18 protein-coding genes are annotated in these 16,355 nt (G+C 35.0%); 9 read left to right on the top strand and 9 right to left on the bottom strand.

What is annotated here, in order from left to right; genetic code table 11:
- Positions 1–90: 90 nt before the first annotated feature.
- Positions 91–393: a transposase gene (locus ABWU29_RS05450; protein WP_081600753.1), complete on the bottom strand. Its 303-nt coding sequence runs from the start codon at positions 391–393 to the stop codon at positions 91–93.
- A gap of 466 nt (positions 394–859) precedes the next feature.
- On the opposite strand from ABWU29_RS05450, the gene ABWU29_RS05445 reads away from it, so the two are divergent.
- Together ABWU29_RS05445 and ABWU29_RS05440 are read left to right on the top strand one after the other, a co-directional pair.
- Positions 860–1,270: a hypothetical protein gene (locus ABWU29_RS05445; RefSeq protein WP_174517022.1), complete on the top strand. Its 411-nt coding sequence runs from the start codon at positions 860–862 to the stop codon at positions 1,268–1,270.
- 7 nt (positions 1,271–1,277) lie between these two features.
- Positions 1,278–2,318 carry an Mrp/NBP35 family ATP-binding protein gene (locus ABWU29_RS05440; protein ID WP_015588818.1) on the top strand — a complete coding sequence of 347 codons (1,041 nt, stop codon included), beginning with the start codon at positions 1,278–1,280 and terminating at the stop codon, positions 2,316–2,318.
- On the opposite strand, the gene ABWU29_RS05435 is transcribed toward ABWU29_RS05440, so the two are convergent.
- Positions 2,319–3,251, bottom strand: a complete 933-nt coding sequence (locus ABWU29_RS05435) for an Rpn family recombination-promoting nuclease/putative transposase (protein ID WP_265027936.1) — start codon at positions 3,249–3,251, stop codon at positions 2,319–2,321.
- Between the two features lie 360 nt (positions 3,252–3,611).
- On the opposite strand from ABWU29_RS05435, the gene ubiH reads away from it, so the two are divergent.
- Together ubiH and ABWU29_RS05425 are read left to right on the top strand one after the other, a co-directional pair.
- Positions 3,612–4,760, top strand: coding sequence for a 2-octaprenyl-6-methoxyphenyl hydroxylase (ubiH, locus tag ABWU29_RS05430; RefSeq protein ID WP_141456788.1), 1,149 nt, complete (start codon positions 3,612–3,614; stop codon positions 4,758–4,760).
- A gap of 443 nt (positions 4,761–5,203) precedes the next feature.
- Entirely contained in the window at positions 5,204–6,166 is a 963-nt protein-coding gene (locus tag ABWU29_RS05425) for an IS481-like element ISWpi4 family transposase (RefSeq protein ID WP_264378199.1), read from the top strand.
- A 2-nt stretch (positions 6,167–6,168) separates the two neighbouring features.
- Here the strand turns inward: ABWU29_RS05425 and pth are convergent, their stop codons facing one another.
- Both pth and ABWU29_RS05415 read right to left on the bottom strand, forming a co-directional pair.
- A complete protein-coding gene (gene pth, locus ABWU29_RS05420; protein WP_015588814.1) occupies positions 6,169–6,717 on the bottom strand; it encodes an aminoacyl-tRNA hydrolase in 549 nt (182 codons plus the stop codon).
- Positions 6,717–7,328: a 50S ribosomal protein L25/general stress protein Ctc gene (locus ABWU29_RS05415; protein WP_010962412.1), complete on the bottom strand. Its 612-nt coding sequence runs from the start codon at positions 7,326–7,328 to the stop codon at positions 6,717–6,719. The genes pth and ABWU29_RS05415 overlap by 1 nt, the downstream gene beginning before the upstream one ends.
- A gap of 145 nt (positions 7,329–7,473) precedes the next feature.
- On the opposite strand from ABWU29_RS05415, the gene ABWU29_RS05410 reads away from it, so the two are divergent.
- Complete coding sequence (locus tag ABWU29_RS05410; RefSeq protein ID WP_141456789.1) at positions 7,474–7,773, top strand: NADH dehydrogenase ubiquinone Fe-S protein 4; 300 nt, start codon at positions 7,474–7,476, stop codon at positions 7,771–7,773.
- A 636-nt stretch (positions 7,774–8,409) separates the two neighbouring features.
- On the opposite strand, the gene ABWU29_RS05405 is transcribed toward ABWU29_RS05410, so the two are convergent.
- Positions 8,410–8,721 carry a hypothetical protein gene (locus tag ABWU29_RS05405; protein WP_010962410.1) on the bottom strand — a complete coding sequence of 104 codons (312 nt, stop codon included), beginning with the start codon at positions 8,719–8,721 and terminating at the stop codon, positions 8,410–8,412.
- Positions 8,718–9,599 (bottom strand): 16S rRNA (cytosine(1402)-N(4))-methyltransferase RsmH, encoded by an 882-nt coding sequence (rsmH, locus tag ABWU29_RS05400; RefSeq protein WP_015588811.1) that lies wholly within the window; start codon positions 9,597–9,599, stop codon positions 8,718–8,720. The genes ABWU29_RS05405 and rsmH overlap by 4 nt, the downstream gene beginning before the upstream one ends.
- Before the next feature lie 220 nt (positions 9,600–9,819).
- Between rsmH and ABWU29_RS05395 the strand changes: the two genes are divergently transcribed.
- Positions 9,820–11,067, top strand: a complete 1,248-nt coding sequence (locus tag ABWU29_RS05395) for an MFS transporter (protein WP_015588810.1) — start codon at positions 9,820–9,822, stop codon at positions 11,065–11,067.
- Positions 11,068–11,094: 27 nt separating this feature from the next.
- On the opposite strand, the gene map is transcribed toward ABWU29_RS05395, so the two are convergent.
- From map to ftsA, 3 genes are all read right to left on the bottom strand, one after another.
- Positions 11,095–11,877 (bottom strand): type I methionyl aminopeptidase, encoded by a 783-nt coding sequence (gene map, locus ABWU29_RS05390; RefSeq protein ID WP_141456790.1) that lies wholly within the window; start codon positions 11,875–11,877, stop codon positions 11,095–11,097.
- A gap of 149 nt (positions 11,878–12,026) precedes the next feature.
- A complete protein-coding gene (locus ABWU29_RS05385) occupies positions 12,027–12,428 on the bottom strand; it encodes a nucleoside triphosphate pyrophosphohydrolase (protein WP_015588808.1) in 402 nt (133 codons plus the stop codon).
- 41 nt (positions 12,429–12,469) lie between these two features.
- On the bottom strand, positions 12,470–13,708 hold the full coding sequence (gene ftsA / locus ABWU29_RS05380; RefSeq protein WP_015588807.1) for a cell division protein FtsA: 1,239 nt from the start codon (positions 13,706–13,708) through the stop codon (positions 12,470–12,472).
- A gap of 138 nt (positions 13,709–13,846) precedes the next feature.
- Here ftsA and def point away from each other — a divergent pair, with 138 nt between their 5' ends.
- The 3 genes from def (at position 13,847) to ABWU29_RS05365 (ending at position 16,351) form a co-directional block, all read left to right on the top strand.
- Positions 13,847–14,386 carry a peptide deformylase gene (gene def / locus ABWU29_RS05375; protein WP_015588806.1) on the top strand — a complete coding sequence of 180 codons (540 nt, stop codon included), beginning with the start codon at positions 13,847–13,849 and terminating at the stop codon, positions 14,384–14,386.
- Positions 14,376–15,197 carry a uracil-DNA glycosylase family protein gene (locus ABWU29_RS05370; RefSeq protein ID WP_015588805.1) on the top strand — a complete coding sequence of 274 codons (822 nt, stop codon included), beginning with the start codon at positions 14,376–14,378 and terminating at the stop codon, positions 15,195–15,197. The genes def and ABWU29_RS05370 overlap by 11 nt, the downstream gene beginning before the upstream one ends.
- A 941-nt stretch (positions 15,198–16,138) precedes the next feature.
- Positions 16,139–16,351 carry a hypothetical protein gene (locus ABWU29_RS05365; RefSeq protein WP_006279675.1) on the top strand — a complete coding sequence of 71 codons (213 nt, stop codon included), beginning with the start codon at positions 16,139–16,141 and terminating at the stop codon, positions 16,349–16,351.
- Positions 16,352–16,355: the final 4 nt, after the last annotated feature.

The raw sequence follows: 16,355 nt of genomic DNA, 5'->3' as shown, positions 1-16,355 counted from the left end.
CTGATTCTCTACTGCTTATTTTTCTTGTAGTCCACTTATAGTAGCCACTAGCAGAAAATCCTACATAATTCCTGTACTTTATAGCAGTTACTATATAAAAAAATATTTTACTCTTTTTGACTGGCCAGGGCTTTTTTTTAAATGTCTCTTTCCCTTGTTACTCTTGCTTTGTAAATCAAACCTCTCTTTGTCGTAAGGAGCCATGTTACCTCTACCTGGAAATGCATCTGCTGCCGACTTTTTTTCGTTGTGTTTCTTTATCCATTTTCCTAATAAACCACCCTTTATTCCTAAATCTCTTGCTATTTTTGTAATTGTTTGACCTGCCTTTCTTTGTTCATTTGCCAGTTTAACAGCTTCCAATTTGAATTCTGCTGTATATTCTCTTACCATTTCTAATCCTCCAAAATTTTATTTTACCCGAAAAAACTCCTTTCTTTCTCTCCACTTTTTCTGGGTAAGGTCAGTCTTTAGGCACCCAAACAAAGGGAAATGCTGGATAAAAAGAAAGTACTTTAAGAAGTATAATAACGAAAACTGGCGCTTTATGACAAGTAACAAGGTACGTCTTACTATACACAGCGATCATGTTATTAAACAAAGTGCAAAAAACCAGATCCCCATATGATGGTGATTGGGTATATTGGGGTAAACGTCTGAGAAAAATACCAGATAAGCCACTAGGAGTAATAAAATTATTGAGGTTGCACCAAAGTAAATGCGATAATTGTAGACTATGGTTTAAAAGTGATGATACAATAAAAATACATCACAAAGACCAGAATAGACGAAACAATATGATCACAAACTTATCTTTGTTACATGGACATTGTCACGATGAATTACACAGGAGGTGTGCATGAAAAGCACCAAATTAGAGAGAAGCCGTATGAGGCTCAAAGTCTCACGTACGGTTTTGAAGTCGAGTGAGGAGGGGCGACCTTCTTCACTTAGACAACAATATGCAGATGAAACTACGGAAGAAGACTTAAGGAAAATAGCAGAAAAAGCACCAATAATAAAGTTAGCCTACGATGAATTAGACAGGTTTAGCTGGAATGAAAAAGATTTAGTAGCATATGAAGAAAGAATAATGGATCTGCTGAAAGAAGAAGGCATCCTCGCTAAAAAACTTGATGAGGGAAAGATTGAAGGAAAGATTGAAGTAGCAAAAAACCTACTTAAGGCTGACATCTCTATTGATATTATCTCTCAGACAACCGGCCTTCCTCAAGCTGAGATTAAACGACTTCAGGAAGAAATCACCTAAAAGGCTAATGATCAACGAAAAAATTGTAAGAGAGAACTTAAAAAAAGTCATAGAGCAAAAAAGCGGTAAAGATGTGATCGCTCTTGGCATAATATCCTCAATTATTATTAAAGGTCAAGATGTTGGTTTTGTGCTTGAAGTTGCCGGTAACACGCAAGCAAATGAAGAATTAAGAAGAAATTGTGAGCAAGCTGTTAAAGCTATACCGGGGGTGACAAAAGTGACCGTGGTTGCTACTTGTCAAAAACAAACTGGGCAACAAAAAGCTAAATTACATATCGAAGGAGTGAAAAATATAATCGTTGTGGCCTCTGGTAAAGGCGGTGTGGGCAAGTCCACAGTTGCGCTAAATCTTGCTCTCTCATTAGCAAAGTTAAAACACAAAGTTGCGCTGGTTGATGCAGATATATATGGTCCTTCAATTCCTAAAATGCTTGGCGCTGAAAAATTAAAGCCAGAAATACAGGATAGTAAAGCAATGCCTATAGAAAAGTATGGACTGCATACTATTTCAATTGGCTATTTTATCGATAAAGATCGTGCAGCAATATGGCGCGGACCTATGATTACAAAAGCACTTTATAGTCTGCTAATGGGAACAAAATGGTCCGATATAGAGTATTTGATAATTGATACACCACCTGGAACTGGCGATGTGCATTTAAGTCTTATGGAAAATTTTAACTTAACTGGGGCGATAATAGTTTCAACTCCACAGGAGCTCTCTTTAATCGATGCTCGCAAAATTTATGATATGTTTACAAAGCTCAGCGTACCGGTTATTGGCATTGTAGAAAATATGAGTTATTTCATTCAAAGCGGCTCAAAAATATACATATTTGGAAAAGACGGTGCAAAAAAAATGTCTGAGGAGCTGGGCATCAAACTTCTAGGCAGAGTTCCTCTAGATCCACAAATATGCCATGCTTCTGATTGTGGAAATCCTTTAATGTTAAGTGAAGATTTAGCAGGGATTTATGAAGGTATTGCTAAAGATGTTATAGCTAAAGTGGCTCTACAATTTGAAAAACCGTCATTCCGCTACTAGTTAGCGCCGCGGCGGTATGACGTAGGGGTAACCGTTCACACTTAATTCTTCAATCTCACTAATAGAAAGGCCAGTAAACTTGACAATAGTGTTAACATCAACATTATTAGCCAGCATTGCTTTTGCGACTTCGATTTTCCCTTCAATTTTGCCTTCAATTTTGCCTTCCTCTTTACCAATTTTTTTGCCTTTTTCAGTAGCAAGATCAAGTCTGTATTCAAGAATGGCTTCTTCTTTCCGTAGATCCATTATTCTTTCTTCGTAAGCTACTAAATCTTTTTCATTCCAGCTAAACCTGTCTAATTCATCGTAGGCTAACTTTATTATTGGTGCTTTTTCTGCTATTTTCCTTAAGTCTTCTTCCGTAGTTTCATCTGCATATTTGAAGAAAAATAACCAACGATCCACTATGCTTTCTAGCTGTTCTTCCTTATTCTTAGGAAATTTAGGTAGTTCAATAAATACAAATTGAAAATCTTTTAAGTCATGCTCATTGGTTTTCTCGTCTCTTATAGTGTGGCTGGATATATAATCAAGCTTATCAGGAAATAAATTACAATTAGAGATAGCAATAAAGAAAACCTTCTTTAAATCAATGTACTTACCAGATTTATCAGCTTGCCTTGAGTAAGCCTTAGCAGCATATAGTTGAGCTCGTTTTTCGAAGCCTTTATCGCGAGTAAGCTGCATTTCAATCACATACCTGGCCCCACTAGAATCCCTGCAAAGAACATCAACTATACTTTGTTTATCAGATGCAATTTCAGGATCCATTATAGTACTGAGGAATTCCACTTCTTGTATAGTATTTATCTCAGTAAACCCTAAAATATCATTCAAAAAATGTATGAGAATATTCTTATTTTTTTCAGTGCCAAAGATTCTTTTAAAGGTTAAATCCAGCTTAGGGTCGAGAAACTTAGATAAAGCCATAGCCAAAGTGCTTAAAAATATTAATAATTATACACTATTATTAACAATTATTCAACCATATTTTTGAAGATAGCTATGCCGCCGCGAACCGTCATACCGCCGCGGTATCTCTAGATCCCGCTAACAAGCAGCGGGATGACGGTTGTCGGTAAATCTAAGTCAGTTTAGCTATAGGCAGCAATTTTCTGTATTTACTTTAAATTGAAGGAAGCTCAAATGAAAGATCATGTTTTGCTAAAAATCACAGAATGCAGTCTGGTTACAACCTTTCTTGGGTTAGCTATAGGTCTTTGTCTATAAAGTTTGTTTAAACTATTTTCAAAATAGATAAAATATAATTTTACAATTAGCGTAAATAAAATGAATTATGATGTAATCATTTCAGGTGGTGGGTTACTTGGTCTTATTACTGCAATTGGCCTCAGTTGTAACTCTGTGTCTGTAGCTGTAATTGAAAAAAATAGTTTGCCACGTGTAGTAGATGACAACCGAGCATTTGCTATTTCTCAAGGCTCGAAAAAAATATTGGAAAAATTAGGGATTTGGCAGTTTATAGAAAGCGAAGCTGAGCCAATACTTGATATATGCATATTAGATGCGGTTACTGTGCATTACAATCATAAAATGGTTGGTGAAGAACCAATGGGTTATGTTATTAACAATGCTGCTATATGGAATGCAATCAACAATAATTTTCTGAATAAACTAAATATATACTCTCCACATTCCTATAAAACAATTGCTTATGATTCAGGATATGTGGAAGTTATTCTTGATAATAACCAGGAATTAATATCATCGCTACTTATCTGCGCTGAAGGCAAAAACTCTAAATTACCAGAGTTATTTTCTATACCGACAGTGAAATTTGACTATAAACAAAGTAGCATAGTATTTAATGTAAAGCATAAACTGCATCACCAAAACTTAGCTGTAGAGCGTTTTTTTCCTGGCGGTCCATTTGCAATTCTACCGATGAAGGGTGGCTATACTTCTTCGATAGTTTGGACAGAAAAATCTGAAATTTCAAAAATGCTAATGGATCTGTCTGAAGAAGAATTTATTATAGAGCTTAAAAAAAGATTTGGTTCTTATTTAGGAGAGATAAAATTAGAGGGTGAAAGAAAACTTTATCCTTTAAGTTTTGCTTTTGCAAAAAAGTTATATAAGGGTAGAGTTTTGCTTATCGGCGATGCAGCACATTCAATTCATCCAGTTGCAGGTCAAGGGCTTAATCTTGGAATTAGAGATGTAGAAAGTATTATAAAGCACGTAGTTGCCGCAAAAGCATCTGGTATTGATGTTGGCAGTAGTTATTTATTAAAGAAAATTTCACGTAACAGATACTTTGATAATTTTACAATGGCGCTTGCAACTGATGGATTAAATAGGATGTTTTCCAACAGAATATTCTGCGCTAAAGCACTAAGAAATCTTGGCTTGATTGCAGTTGAAAATTCAAATTTCCTCAAAAAACGCTTCATTCGGCATGCTATGGGATTTATATAAATCACTATTTTATAGCTAATGCAAGTCAGGTTTCCCACGGCATACCGCCGCGGTATCTTGGCCGCTAACACGTAGCGGGATGACGAATGTATCTGTTCAGCAGTTGTGTTAAAAGTCAATAGAAAAATTGATGTAGCTGTGGATAAGCACGTTTATACAGATAAAAGTACTTATCCACAGCTATGCTGGCTCTTAGATAGAAACAGACAGAGAGTTATATTCCTCAGTAAAAACCCTGTCATCTCTGACTAAAGAGTTAGCAAGAATAAGCAATTTCCTCATGGCAGCAGTGGAAGCAATTTTATATGGCTTTTTATATTGACTATATAATCTAGTAAAGAAAGGTTTGATATAGGAATTAGGGGGGGGAGGGGGGGATGTATGGTCCCAGAGTGTGATGGTATGATAAAATATGAGAAAACAATACCATCAAAGGAGGAATTATGGGACAAATATTACATGGGTGCGCCAAAACAACAGAGACAATTCGTAGAGCAATACAAAATAGTAAAGAGAGCATAGCAAAACTCTCCAGGTACTATAACCTTAATCCAAAAACTATCATTAAATGGAGAAAACGGTCTTTTGCCAAAGACGCTGATATGGGTCCGAAGCATGCAAGATCAACTGTTTTAACTTTAGAAGAGGAGGCTGTAATTGTTGCATTTCGTAAGCATACTCTATTGCCATTAGATGATTGTCTCTACGCTTTGCAAACCTCAATCCCACACTTGACTCGCTCTAGTCTACATCGTTGCTTACAGAGGCACAGCATTAGCAGACTACCAGATGTTGATGGCGAAGTTAAACCAAAAAAGAAATTCAAACAATATCCTATAGGCTATTTCCATATTGATATTGCAGAAGTCAGAACAGAAGAAGGAAAGTTATATTTGTTTGTTGCAATAGATAGAACATCCAAATTTACGTATGTTGAGTTGTATAAAAGTGCTACAAAACCTATAGCTGCTGAGTTTCTACGTAATTTGATTAAAATTTTACCATATAAAATCCATACTATTTTGACAGATAACAGTGTACAATTTACCAACCAAAAACGCCATAAATACGCTTTTCAACATATATTTGATAGAGCTTGTGAAGAAAATGACATTGAACACCGTCTAACAAAAGTTAGCCATCCTTGGACAAATGGGCAAGTTGAGCGTATGAACAAAACTTTAAAGAATGCCACTGTTAAGAAGTATTACTATCAGTCTCACCAGCAACTCAAAGAGCATCTTTATGACTTTGTTATGGCCTACAATTATGCTAAAAGACTCAAAACTCTTAAGGGTCTTACACCTTTTGAGTTTATATCTTTACAGTGGAAAAAATCTCCTGAATTGTTCATACTAAATCCACACCATCACACTCTGGGACCATACACTCCCTGTGTTTCGTAATATTATACAATCAAATTGATAAAAGCTGTATTATCTCCTTGCAGCATTAAGTGTATATTTTTTGCTATTTTTTCCACTAAGGAAGTAACATTATCAAAATTTGAAAATTTTGATAACACATAATCTGCTAAGCTTCTTTGATCTTCAGGTCTACCCACTCCAAATCTCAAGCGCCAATAATCGTTGCCAATAAAACTATCTATGGATTTAAGTCCATTATGTCCAGCAGAGCTACCACCTTTCTTTATTTTTATTCTTCCAAGTTCCAAATCAGCGTCATCGTGTATGACAACAATATTATCTAGCGATAATTTGTAAAAATTTCGTATTTTTGCAACAGGGATGCCTGAATTATTCATAAATGAATAAGGCTTTATTAACATGATTTTATTATCATTAATTATGCCAGAGGTTATTAGATAATCGGCTTTTTTAGAGAACGACTGGAAATTCCAATATTTGCAAATTGTATCAACTACGATGAAGCCGATATTATGATGAGTTAACTCATATTGACTACCAGGGTTACCAAGCCCAACTATCAGGTGCACTATTCCTCTGTTTCTGCTTGAGGTTCTTCAACGTCACTATCGGCAGCAGAAATTGTAACAATGGTAAAATTTTCTTCTTCATGGGCTACAAACTTAACACCTTCTGGTAATTTTACATCATTAATATGTATAGACTGGCCAATCATTTTACCGGATAAATCAACTTCAATAACCTGAGGTATTTTATCAGGAGAGCATTTAACAGCAATAGAACGACACAAAACATTAAGCACTCCACCTAACTTGATCCCTGGGGCTTTACTTTCATTCACAAATGATAGAGGTATGTCTATTTTAATTTCACTGCCTTTATCAACAAATTGAAAATCAACATGTTGCACAGTATCCTTTACTACATGCAATTGGATATCGCGAACAAGAGCATATTCCTTTTTGCCCGAAATATTCAGCTCTATCAAATGTGCAGAAAGAGAACCTGATTTATATTGCTTCGTGAATTCCTTTGCAGACAATGTCAAATTTACATTATCATGGCCCTTTCCATATATTATTCCAGGGATGTTTCCTTTCTTCCTTAGAGAATGCATCGCTTTTGTTTTTGTTATATCACGTAACTCTGCATTAATTGTTACTATTTCCTGTTGCGTCATCGGTTACTCCTATTCAGCTAATCCTTTTAATATAATTTAATAATAATATAACATAAAAATATTTATTTCAAACTTCATTCTTTCATACTAATTGTTTGTGAAAGGATTTATTTAGATATATATTTAAGCTTATTTAACAAGAACTATGGGCATTGATGATAAAGTAGTTTTTAGGATTTATAAACCAACAAAAACTGCAACACAATCTGGTTTAGGTAATACAAATTTCTGGCACCTGAAAATTGAATCTGGCTCTTACTACATTGAACCTTTAATGGGGTGGGTTGGCTCAAAAGATCCAAAAAAACAGATTGTATTAAAGTTTGATTCTCGTGAAAAAGCAGTATTCTACGCAAAAAAACGCAACGTTAAATACATAATTGAAATGCCAAAAAATGTTAAGAGGCTGCCAAAATCTTACGCAAGCAATTTCATACTAAAGTAAGTTGCACAACAAATGGTGTTATGCAAGTAGCTGACACTGCTCTCCTTTGTCATCCCAGTGCCCAGACACTGGGATGGCTTTGTTGCATCGCTACTTATGAAAGGCTAACTATAGTTAGGATTATAAGCAACCTATTGAAAATCTTGTTTTTTTGCAATCAATCTGATCAAATTTAAGAATAGTAATTTGTTATTTATATTAATAAATTTAATTCTATTGAAAATAGCTAAAGCATTGAAATTCTTGAATTTTAGCCAGATTAGTGAGTGGTAGTGAAATTTCTTTTACTCAAATTTAGGTATTCACTGACCGTTCTTGTTATAAATACCAGAATAATAAGCTACTGATATTCACTATCTTTTTTATCTTTAATCCATCATAGCTAGCGATGCAACAAAGCCCACTGGGATCCAGGAATTTTATTAAGTTGGTAAGCATAAAAATAGCTGTTTTACGTTAAAATACAATGTTTTTGATGATTATGGAAAGGCTGGATCCCAGTGTCAAGCACTGGGATGACACCATTTGTTGTAAACTCACTTTTACTCTATGGTTATACTACCTTGCCGCTATCCTGAACGGATACAAAGTAAGTTTTATTGTGATGTGCTCATCTGTAAAAAATAAGACTTAATCTCACTGTTGATCATGGATTTTAAGTTGTGCTAGCACACTGCGGCCATTTAAAGAGTCAAGATTTTTAACCTGGCTAGCCAGTATTAAAGAGTTATTTTTCAGGTATTTCTTTACAAGACTTGCAAGCCTTTTTGGATTATTCAAATAGCTCCATTCTGCTTGTAAAACTTTCATATCACTTTGCACTAAATTAATTTCACTTTTTATTTTTATTAGCTCTCTATTTAATGACTGAACATGTAATTTTACCTTAAATAGTCCTACAATGCTAAGAAAAAACATAACTATTGAGATGATGCAGAAAGTTCTCATGACAACCTCTGTATAGCTCTTAGTTTTGCTGAGCGTGAACGCGGATTTGCACTTACTTCTTCTATACTTGCTTCGATCACTTTTTTATTTAGAAGAGAGAATGTCTTGCAATCAGTAGCACATAAATCTTTAAAAAAAGTTTTGACTATACGATCTTCTAAGGAATGAAAGGTGACGACAATTAATTTGCCATTCTCACTTAAAATCTCAGATGCAGCTTTAATGCCCTTTTCAAGTTCTCCCAGCTCATCGTTTACCCATATTCTGATTGCCTGAAATGTTCTGGTTGCAGGATCAATTTTGCTTTTTCCACGAAACACCACAGAACGTACAATATCCGCAAGCTCAAATGTAGTTTTGATAGTTTTCTTCTTCCGTGCATTTACTATTGCTCTTGCGATTTTGCGAGAATGACGTTCGCCTCCGTAGTTATATATAGTATTTGCGATTTCTTCTTCGCGTAAAGCGTTAACAAACGTTGAAGCGTTTATATAAGAAGAGTTATCCATACTCATATCGAGTGGACCATCATGTAAAAATGAGAACCCTCTATCTCCGTTATCAAGCTGCATAGATGAAACTCCGATGTCAAAAACTATTCCATCGATACCTTCAATATTGTTGCTATCTAATAAATTTTTAACATTACTAAACTTCTCAATAAATAGTTTTATTCTATCGGGATATCTAATGCTTAAATCATCATAAAACTTAGTTACCGTTTCATCTCTATCAATTGCATATACTTTGCAATCAGCTGACTCCAATATTGCTTTGCTATACCCTCCAGCTCCAAATGTGGCGTCCACATATATACCATCATCCTGCGGTGATAGTAGTGATAGCATCTCTTTTAACAAAACTGGAGTGTGTGTCATAGTGCTCCATCAAGAGACTCTGTGCATACAAATAAAAATAACTTCCCACTAAAACATATGGAAGTATATAGGCAATAATATAAAAACACTTGAATATAGTCAATGATATAAAAATATTAAGATTTAATAAGATGCTATTATTAATATGATGTTCAAATTTTTCTATTATATAAAAAAAAGTAATGTATATTACTAAATACTAAACAAACTATAGAAAATTATGCAGCAAATAACAAAAGTAATATTTTCAAGTTTGATTTGTAACACTTTATTGTGGTATGACCACATGCTTTTTGGCCACTTAATAAACATAATAGGTAGTGTGTTTTTTCCATCGGATGATCAACTAACCAGCGTATTGAAAGCTTTTGGAGTGTTTGCAGTGGGTTTCTTAATGAGACCAGTCGGTGCTGCTATATTTGGTCACATTGGTGATAAGCATGGCAGAAGAGTTGCCTTATTGCTCTCGATTATATTAATGACTCTATCAACCGTATTAATTGCTTTTGTTCCAGGTTATCAAAGCATTGGAATACTAGCATCAATGCTGGTAGTTTGTTTAAGGTTATTGCAGGGTATATCTCTTGGAGGAGAAGCAGGAAATGCACCATTTTTAATAGAACATGCTCCTAAAAACAAAAAAGGATTTTTTGGCAGCATTGAAGTATTAAGCGCAATTTTTGGTTCAGTATTAAGCTTGATAGCGGTACTCATATGCAAAAAAGTATCTGATTTTGAATCTTGGGGGTGGAGATTACCTTTCATTTTCAGTTTAGCAATGGGATTAATTAGCATATATATGAGATATATACTTGATGAAAGCCCAGAGTATAAAAGACAGAAAAATCCATCTAAATTGCCATTAAAAGAGTTATTAAATAGCTATAAAAAACCTTTTCTGATATCAGTTGGGGTTGATATAGTTGAAAACTCATCTCTTTACATATATCTGGTATTTTTCAATGTGCTTACGAATAAAATATTAACAGTAAATACTCATTTTAATCATATAGTGGAAATACTGAGTCAAATTGCGCTCGGAGGATTGACAGTATTGTTTGCAATACTTTCTGATAAGGTAGGAAGAGAAAAAGTTATGAAGTTTGCATTTATAGCTTTTGTAATAGTGAGTTATCCAGTTTTTTCAATGTTATGTAGTAGCAATTACTTGCTGGCACACATTCTTTTTATAATTCCAATAGCTGCATCGCTTGGTCCTGTCAGTGCACTTATGTGCGAATTATTTCCAACAAAGGTTCGGTACAGTGGATTTGGTTTATCAAGAAATATAGCTGCTGGATTTTTTGGCGGCCTTGCACCATTTATATGCACAACAATTATCAAGGTTACAGGACAAGAGACTTCAGCTAGTTTTTACATGATTTTCTGTGCATTAATTGGGCTAGTTGCTATATCGCAAATTAAGGGTGAGCTTTCTTCAAAATCACCCAAAGTAAACCAAGTATAGTTGCAGTATAGCAGAATTTAAAAAAATCTAATTATAAGGTGGGAAATGCCAATTCTTAGGTGATAATGTGAATATTTCAGCACCATCTTTTGTCACTCCAAGTGTATGCTCAAATTGAGCAGAAAGTGAAAGATCGCGTGTTGTTACTGTCCAGTCATCGAGTTTACTGAGCAGAGTCTCATGTTTTCCAGCATTAATCATTGGCTCTATTGTAAAAAACATACCTTCCTTTAAGACAAGATCTTCATCTTGATCATAGAAATGCACTACATTTGGTGGAGCATGAAAGACTTTTCCTATACCATGTCCGCAGTAGCTGCGTACGATAGAATATCCAAAATCTCTAATATATTTCTCTATAGCAAGCCCTATTTCATTTAACTTATTGCCGGGCTTAACTTGTTTGATTGCTTCCATCAACGCATTATAAGTAGCATCACATAAACGTTTTGCTTTGATTGATGGTTTGCCAACCCAAAACATGCGACTTGTATCACCATGCCAACCATTTAAAATCACCGTGACATCAATATTTAAAATATCTCCATCTTTAAGCGGTTTATCATCGGGAACACCATGGCACACAACTGCATTTTTTGAAGTGCAAATTGATTTTGGATACCCCCTATAGTTTAGTGGTGCTGGAATTGCACCTGCATTAATTATAAAGTCATGGCATAGATCATTTAATTCATTAGTTGTCACCCCTACCTTTACGTACGGTGCAATGAAATCAAGAGTTTCAGCAGCAAGCCTGCCAGCCTTGCGCATAAATTCAAAATCTTCTTGTGAGTGTATAGTTATGTTCATATTTTCCATGTCTTATTATAATTGGTACGCTTACTTGCAGTACATAAATGTAATAACTTTGCGTATTATGAAAATAAGCCCTATGGATCCTAGCGTCAAGTCATTTGTATGAAAGGTGGTCAAGCAAGAAGTCTATTTAATAATCTGAACTATACAACTATTATCTCAGGATAATCTGAAGGTTTTTTGTGATAGTAATCGATGCTCTTAGAATTCACCTCAATGTAAGTATTATAGATACGATTCTCAAAACCACCTCTCTCTTGTTTTTTAGAGATACGCTTTTCTTCAATTTGTTCTATTGATAGTCCACTTTCTTTGCCTAATGCATGTATGACCTCAAGTAAATCGGCTAACTCTTCAAGATTTTCATCTGGAGTTTTAGAGGCAATAACTTCCTTTGCTTCTTCTAAAAGTTTATCTTTGAGACGTTCAATGTATTCATCTTTTTCCATCACCCTCTCATAAACAATAATTCCATGGGAACGTATAATTTCAGTTGTATGATCACGAACCAATTTATTAATTTTGAAACAATGTTTTTTATTCATAATGTTTCCTTTGATAGATATAAGAATTTCATTCAGTAAAATTAAACTGTAACTTTTGATTTAACCCAATTATACAATTTACTCATTTTACCATCTTGTCCTAACATACCAGAGTTATTTTTATAAAAAGTGTCAACTATTAGCTTTATAGAACCTATAGCAGCAGAAAATACAGGATTTTTATCATATTCGCCATCAAGGCCACTGAGAGATTCAGGGGACCCAATTCGAACTTGTTTATTGAATATATAGCCTGCAATTTCCTTCATGCTTGTAAGTTGACTAGTTCCACCTGTGATCACTACTTTATTAATTGGATCTTTCTGCTCTTGAAATTGCTCTCTTACCATTTCAAGTATTTCTTCAACTCTTGGTCTTATGATGTTAATAAGCTCAGATTTGAATACTTGAGTAGGTTCATCATTTTCACTATTTTGGACTGTAATATATTCGTTCTCATCTATTGAAGTTACGATAGTGCTACCATACAGTATTTTTATATACTCTGCACGTTCTATGCTTGTGCATAGCCCGTAAGCAATATCTCGAGTGATATGAACGCCACCAATTGGAACGCTGCTTGCATACACAAGTTTCCCTCTTTTGAAAATTCCAATTGCAGTGCACCCACCGCCTATATCAACAATAGCAGTCCCGAGCTCTTTTTCATCTTCACTGAGACACGCAAGACCTGCAGAATATGCAGAAGCAATACAACCTGCCATATTTAATCCACCATTATTGGTAATACAGTTTTCAATATTGGTAAGCGCTGGACGCGAAGCAGTGACAACATTAACATCAGCAGATAGTCTTTTTCCGTACAATCCACCAACTTCTTTTATGTCAGTCATGTCATCTAAGTGATATTTTAGTGGTATATTGTGAATGATAACATTGTCTTCAATATATTTCTCAAATGTTTGAAAAACTAAACGTCTTATATCACGCTCAGAAATCTCATGGTTAGCTGCAATAATTTCATTATGTACATTGAAAGATGAGATGCCACATCCAGCAATGTTCACATATATCTGATCTATGGTTTCTTCTGATACTTGTTCAGCTAAACCTATAGTTGATGAGATGGAGTAATTTGCGTGTTTTACATTAGTTATTGATCCACCGTTTACACCTTCTGCAATCTTATAACCCGTTCCTGTTACTTTATAGCTGAAGTTGCCATTTATCTTAACGATTAGACAGATAATTTTTGTTGTACCTATGTCTAAAACAGCAAAAACATTTCTCTTTGGTTTTGCTATTACTGCAGAGTACATTAGTTAACCTTATTACGCAATTTCATTTAAATTGTAGCTTTCTTTAATAATTTATATTTCTATTATAGATATAGCAACATTTTAATATACACTAAATTCTGGACAAAAGGAAAAGTAAAACATAGAATGATAATTTTTATGTCCATATTACCAATTGTAATTGCCCCTGATGAAAGACTAATCACACGTGCCAGTGAAGTAACAGATATAAACGATAAAATTAAAGAATTAGTAAACGACATGTTCGAAACTATGTATGATGCAGAAGGTCTTGGCCTTGCTGCAGTGCAAGTTGGAGTGTTAAAGAGAATTTTTGTTATGGATATTCAGCTAGAAACAATTGAAAATGAGCCAGCAGGATATGGCTCAACTGGCAAATTTTACATGATTAATCCTGAGATTACAGAATTATCCGATGAACAAGTAATTCTCAAGGAAGGATGCCTTTCAATTCCAGAGCAAAGTCATGAAATTAAGCGTCCAAAGTATCTAACTGTGAAATATAAAGACTTAGATAATGAAGAACAAACACTAAAAGCTAGTGGTTGGCTTGCAAGGTGTATTCAGCATGAATTAGATCACTTAAACGGCATATTATATATTAGACATTTATCTAAATTAAAGTATGATATGGCGATGACAAAAGCACAAAAGATTAAAAAGCAATATGAGCAATAAAGACCTAGAATTATTAAAATTTTACCATGAAGTGGGCGTTGATTGCACACTAATGGAGGGTGAAGAGGAAAAAAAATTGGAGAGCAAAGAGAGTGTGCAACCCTCTGTTATCCAAACTGGGACCCAGAAGAAAGATGCAGATACGCGCTGGGGTGACACTAAAGATGGAAAAGACATGTTTCCAAGTGATTGGATAATTGAAGCAAGGAAACTTGCAGGTAAATGTGGTAGTGTGGATGAATTAAGAAGTGCAGTAAAGTCATTTGAAGGTTGTGAGATAAAAAAAACTGCAACTAATACTGTCTTTTCCGATGGTAATCCAAATGCAAAAATTATGCTCGTTGGTGAAGCTCCAGGAGCAAATGAAGACCTTCAAGGCATACCATTTTGTGGTGCAAGTGGAATGTTGCTCGATAAAATGTTAAATGCAATCAATCTTGATCGCACCAAAGTTTATATAAGCAATACCGTATTTTGGCGCCCACCTGGCAATAGAAAGCCAACCGACCTAGAGCTTGATATGTGCAGACCATTTGTCGAAAAACACGTTGCACTAGTTTCACCACAAATTTTAATTTTGGTCGGGGGAATCGCATGTTATAGCCTTCTTGACAGCACAAAAACTATATCGAATTTGCGTGGCAGATTTCATACGTACACTAACCAATATTTGTCCAATTCAATCACCACAGCCGCTATATTTCATCCAGCTTACCTACTTCGCCAACCGGCACAAAAACGTTTAGCCTGGGAGGACTTGAAGAAGATTAGGGAGTATCTTGATAACACCAATAACTGCACAAATACCTAATAAAGTGGTAGACCTCTTGCATAGTTTTTTGCAGCATGTTAACAATCGTTAGAAACGAAAAAACTTCCTTGACAAACTCCGCCAGCCCCCTTATCATGAAACTGAAGCTATTGTATTTGCTTTCGCCAATCTGCAGATTAAAAGGTAAGGATTACTTAATGTATCGGCGTCTTATGTTCAATTTTTTGCAGTATATAGATACTGTATGTCTTTACAAAACTTCATCTACATCTAGATTTTTATCTAAATAAGCTGAACGCGCTTATAAAGCGTTACAAGACATCAAAAAATGCCAATACTCGACAGAGATAGTAAAAGACTAGCTAACTCGGGGATTCTTTGTCTTTTTTTCTGCTTAGTAAATTTCTTAAACATTTGCAGCGTAAGTTAGTTGCAATTAAAAGCGGCTGAATCTCGCTTGTCAAGCGTTTAAAACATAAAAAACGCCAATATTTTAAAGCGGATAATAACCACGGGGCTTCTTTTGCCTTTTTTTTTATTTGGTAAATTTCTTAATGTTTATAGCTAAACGACAATCGTCATCCCGCTACGTGTTAGCGGGATCTATGCTTTGAGATACCGCGAATAAATCGCGGTATGACGTAGAGCTCGCGTTAGCTACACTTTTATGCTTACCAACTCAGTATCCAATCAAAACCTGGATTTCAGTGTCAAGCACTGAAATAACACCGAAAGGGCTACTGCTGTCTTGGATGGGAACCAGTGTCAGCTACTTGAATCTGCCACGCAAATTGCCTGCAAATTGCAATGTTCGTACAGCTGTGCGTCATGCGCTGGAATGGCATCAAGGGGTAACTTTTTATTTAAACAATGATTGTAAAATGATTATAATAAGAGATCTATTGAAATTTTAAAGTTATTAAATATTGACGCTATATACTTAAGTGTTAAAATAGAATGAAAAGTTTTTAGGAGTTTATATGGCAGCAGGTGGGAAAGCAAAGACAGCTAGTAAAAATAACCCTACTCAGCGTAAGAAAGCTGAGCAAAAAATGTATAAAGATAAACCGGTAAAACCTGTTAGATATATAGATCGTGATTCGCGCATGAATTATATGTCTGCTCAATATGACAACGGCAATCTGGTTGAAGATGAGGTAAGCGGCAATCCTATAAAGTGGGAAGCTGTATAATAGT

The sequence above is a fragment of the Wolbachia endosymbiont (group A) of Phasia obesa genome (genome assembly GCF_964028125.1).
GTDB classification, from domain to species: Bacteria; Pseudomonadota; Alphaproteobacteria; order Rickettsiales; family Anaplasmataceae; genus Wolbachia; species Wolbachia pipientis.
This window is presented reverse-complemented; position numbering and strand designations above follow the sequence as displayed.

Bases quoted from the DNA above. Each gene is read 5' to 3' on its own strand.
- ABWU29_RS05450 (WP_081600753.1), bottom strand. From the start codon at position 393: ATGGTAAGAGAATATACAGCAGAATTCAAATTGGAAGCTGTTAAACTG.
- ABWU29_RS05445 (WP_174517022.1), top strand. From the start codon at position 860: ATGAAAAGCACCAAATTAGAGAGAAGCCGTATGAGGCTCAAAGTCTCA.
- ABWU29_RS05440 (WP_015588818.1), top strand. From the start codon at position 1,278: ATGATCAACGAAAAAATTGTAAGAGAGAACTTAAAAAAAGTCATAGAG.
- ABWU29_RS05435 (WP_265027936.1), bottom strand. From the start codon at position 3,251: ATGGCTTTATCTAAGTTTCTCGACCCTAAGCTGGATTTAACCTTTAAA.
- ubiH (WP_141456788.1), top strand. From the start codon at position 3,612: ATGAATTATGATGTAATCATTTCAGGTGGTGGGTTACTTGGTCTTATT.
- ABWU29_RS05425 (WP_264378199.1), top strand. From the start codon at position 5,204: ATGGGACAAATATTACATGGGTGCGCCAAAACAACAGAGACAATTCGT.
- ABWU29_RS05415 (WP_010962412.1), bottom strand. From the start codon at position 7,328: ATGACGCAACAGGAAATAGTAACAATTAATGCAGAGTTACGTGATATA.
- ABWU29_RS05410 (WP_141456789.1), top strand. From the start codon at position 7,474: ATGGGCATTGATGATAAAGTAGTTTTTAGGATTTATAAACCAACAAAA.
- ABWU29_RS05405 (WP_010962410.1), bottom strand. From the start codon at position 8,721: ATGAGAACTTTCTGCATCATCTCAATAGTTATGTTTTTTCTTAGCATT.
- rsmH (WP_015588811.1), bottom strand. From the start codon at position 9,599: ATGACACACACTCCAGTTTTGTTAAAAGAGATGCTATCACTACTATCA.
- ABWU29_RS05395 (WP_015588810.1), top strand. From the start codon at position 9,820: ATGCAGCAAATAACAAAAGTAATATTTTCAAGTTTGATTTGTAACACT.
- map (WP_141456790.1), bottom strand. From the start codon at position 11,877: ATGAACATAACTATACACTCACAAGAAGATTTTGAATTTATGCGCAAG.
- ABWU29_RS05385 (WP_015588808.1), bottom strand. From the start codon at position 12,428: ATGAATAAAAAACATTGTTTCAAAATTAATAAATTGGTTCGTGATCAT.
- ftsA (WP_015588807.1), bottom strand. From the start codon at position 13,708: ATGTACTCTGCAGTAATAGCAAAACCAAAGAGAAATGTTTTTGCTGTT.
- def (WP_015588806.1), top strand. From the start codon at position 13,847: ATGTCCATATTACCAATTGTAATTGCCCCTGATGAAAGACTAATCACA.
- ABWU29_RS05370 (WP_015588805.1), top strand. From the start codon at position 14,376: ATGAGCAATAAAGACCTAGAATTATTAAAATTTTACCATGAAGTGGGC.
- ABWU29_RS05365 (WP_006279675.1), top strand. From the start codon at position 16,139: ATGGCAGCAGGTGGGAAAGCAAAGACAGCTAGTAAAAATAACCCTACT.